This is a genomic window from Hahella ganghwensis DSM 17046, from assembly GCF_000376785.1.
GTDB lineage: Bacteria > Pseudomonadota > Gammaproteobacteria > Pseudomonadales > Oleiphilaceae > Hahella > Hahella ganghwensis.
Genome location: NZ_AQXX01000024.1, coordinates 1 through 3,064 on the forward strand (window position 1 = coordinate 1; position 3,064 = coordinate 3,064).

The 3,064-nt window shown below is 42.3% G+C and carries 3 protein-coding genes; 2 read left to right on the plus strand and 1 reads right to left on the minus strand.

Translation table 11 applies throughout. The features are described 5' to 3' along the window. Positions 1-259 precede the first annotated feature (259 nt). Positions 260-880 carry a LysE family translocator gene (locus tag F566_RS0100270; RefSeq protein WP_026179654.1) on the plus strand — a complete coding sequence of 207 codons (621 nt, stop codon included), beginning with the start codon at positions 260-262 and terminating at the stop codon, positions 878-880. A gap of 117 nt (positions 881-997) precedes the next feature. On the opposite strand, the gene F566_RS0100275 is transcribed toward F566_RS0100270, so the two are convergent. Beyond that, a complete protein-coding gene (locus F566_RS0100275; RefSeq protein WP_020404983.1) occupies positions 998-1,642 on the minus strand; it encodes an isochorismatase family protein in 645 nt (214 codons plus the stop codon). A gap of 636 nt (positions 1,643-2,278) precedes the next feature. Here F566_RS0100275 and F566_RS0100280 point away from each other — a divergent pair. Continuing rightward, on the plus strand, positions 2,279-2,986 hold the full coding sequence (locus F566_RS0100280) for a hypothetical protein (protein WP_020404984.1): 708 nt from the start codon (positions 2,279-2,281) through the stop codon (positions 2,984-2,986). The last annotated feature ends 78 nt before the right edge of the window (positions 2,987-3,064 follow it).

Consider the following 3,064-nt stretch of genomic DNA (forward strand, 5'->3'; position numbering starts at 1 on the left):
ACTCTGAATATTCGGCCATATATCGTCGAGAGTTTGAATTACCTCAGAACCTTGGGGTTATTCAGACTCTCCTTAGCCGCAGGCGCTTAGGTCCCGTTATTACTTTTATAGCAGAAAATGTGATTTCTGCACGCCGCAGAGCAAGATAAGGGAGGGTGAATCGGTGTCTGGAAAAGATAAGAAATTTTCCGGGTATCCTGATATAAAGAAGCGTTTACAGTGGGTTATTCAGTCATCACTTGGTTTATGAGGTTGCTTCGTGGAGTGGTCCGTTCTGGTTTTATTTATTCCAACGTTTTTCCTGGTGTCTGCGACGCCGGGGATGTGTATGACTCTGGCTTTGACCATGGGGCTGAGTATTGGACTGAAACGGACGCTGCATATGATGTGGGGCGAACTGATCGGGGTAGGGTTGGTCGCACTCGCGGCAGTGGTCGGAGTTGCCACTGTGATGTTGCAATATCCTCAGGTCTTCGAAGTGTTCAAATACCTTGGAGGTGCTTATCTATTCTATCTTGGCGTTCAGATGTGGCTGTCAAAGGGCCGTATGGCGATTCCGGATAATATGGAAGAGGCTGTCGATGTTCCCCGGCTAAAACTGGCGTCACAAGGCTTTGTTACTGCTGTGGCGAACCCGAAAGGGTGGGCCTTTATGGTGTCTCTGTTGCCTCCATTCATCGTGACGGATAAGCCTCTGGTGCCACAGTTGGCATTATTGCTGGTGTTGATTCTCGCGATTGAGTTTATTTGTCTGGTTCTCTATGCCACCGGTGGAAGAACTTTGCGCCAGTTTTTGTTTAACGGTGGGAATGTCCGGTTACTCAATCGAATTTCCGGTTCTGTGATGATGGCGGTGGGTATCTGGCTGGCAGTACAGTAATTGAGTGTTAACCTGCTTGAAGCTGTCTTGCCTATGGGATGAGAAATTTGTATTACCGGGCCGTTGCCGTCAACCGACCCTTCCCTGGGTCAGTACTCACACTTCTACCGTGAACCGCTATGCAAATTTTTCATAAAAGAATACGTTCTTTTCGTTCTTCCAGGTGGCCGGTGAGACATCGCGTAAAATCGCGTCACAAGTGTGTACATGGCAGAGCTTATTAAGTCCTTCGTAGTACTCTTTGTTCAAGCGATCAACATAACCTCCGACAGCATTGACTTTGACGCATTGATTGGTTTTGGTCCCCATAATCACAACTGAATCAATATTGTTCTTTTGGATTTCGCTCTTCATATCCAGTGAGGCTTTGGCGTTAAACATACTGATATGTGGTTTCTTAACGACTGTAGCGCCTTTAACTCTCAGGTCTTTCAGAGTCTTGACCGAAGGATTGGCGTCATTTTGAATAACAATGGGATTAAGTTTCTTATTGCGAGTTTCTGCGTCAATTTCCACCAGATAGACTGGTATATTCAGATGCGCAGCTTTTGCCAGTGTTGACGTCAGCGCCTCGATGTTATTAGGTTTTTGATTTCCCTGCTCGTCGATAACGATGACTGCAAACTTTTGTCTGCGAGCTTTTACTCCATTATTCATGGCATCCAGAAGACTGGTGTTCTTAATGATCATGGCGTTTTCCATATCCGCAAATTTAAAAGCAAAAATTCCTGAAGCGGAACCTTTGAGTTTCCTGGCAGTCATCCGTAACACTCCTTTGTACTAGGGCAAGACCCTCCTGACTGTCTTCTACCTTCCGTTATCGAAGAAAGGCGCCGGATAGGCACCTACACCTTCTATGATAGGTATAACTACCAGGGGGAACCTCTGAAAAACCACCTGCGTTGCCATTGCGGCGTTAAAAGTCAGCTCAAAATGTTCATATATTCACGATCATCCGCGCTCTTTCGTTAATTTCTCCATATAAACTATATCTTGGATGTTTTAATTGTTTTAGATCAATAATAAGCCAAGCTGATTGTGATTTTGGCCGTGGTTGATGTGCTAATTATAATTACTTTTATAATACGGGTTATGTTGTTGCATTTTTGTGTCAATGGTGATTAAGTAGATGTTTGTAAAGAGAATTTGTTTTTATTTGTTCTCTTTGAAAATGCCAAATAGTATCAATATGTTTTTATTTTATTCTGGTATTGAAAGAAAAATAAAATATCTGTACTCTTGCGCCCGTTGACCTGATCACTGGCAATACCTTGCCACTTCTACAATATTATATTTAAAGAGGTTGTTGGAATATGTTTTATATATTTCAGCTTGTGATTGGTGATGCATAATATTTATTTCTTCGTAATGTTATATAAACAAAAGGATATGTTTTAAATGAAGAAACTTACAGTAGGTGTGGTAGTATCTGGTTTGCTTCTGAGTGGTGGTGTTATAACGCCTGTGAGTGCGGGGGTGAAGACATCTGTGGTAGCCGAATTTAGTGTTGGTCCAAGCTACCCGAATTTCACTGGATCGTCAGCCACGCTTATCCAAAGAAAAAATGACGACGGTAAAATTGTAGAGTTTAGAGCAATTGTTAAAAAGGATGACTCTGCATATATCAAGTTCTTTTCTCCAGAAAAACTGAGAGATATTAAATTGGCGATATATAATATTGAATCTCAGGAAGGTTGGAAAGATTATGGATATTACTATTTATGTGATCTCCCTCAAGCAGATATAAGTGTTGGTGGAAATGATCTGTCAATTACTTCATTTTGTGGGCCGATGCCTCAAGATGGCTCAGCGCTTCCAGAGCCTTCAGAAGAAGCCTTGGCTCTTAAAGATCTCTTGAGTCAGATCAATTATATGACGATCGATTCATATGATGCGGTTGCTGAGGTTCAGGATCAAAAAGCGATCGATGTTTCCAAGTGGGTCACTTATAACATTTGGCTTGAAAATGTATGGGAACCAACTGGACCTCATATAGAGACTCGTGATCTGAGAAAAACCGATTGGGGTTATGAAGGATCCAGCACCAGATTGAACGCATTTGAAGACTTTTATAATGTGCTGGGTGATAAATTAGGGAGAGTCTGAATAACCCCAAGGTTCTGAGGTAATTCAAACTCTCGACGATATATGGCCGAATATTCAGAGTGTTTTTCCGGCCATTTT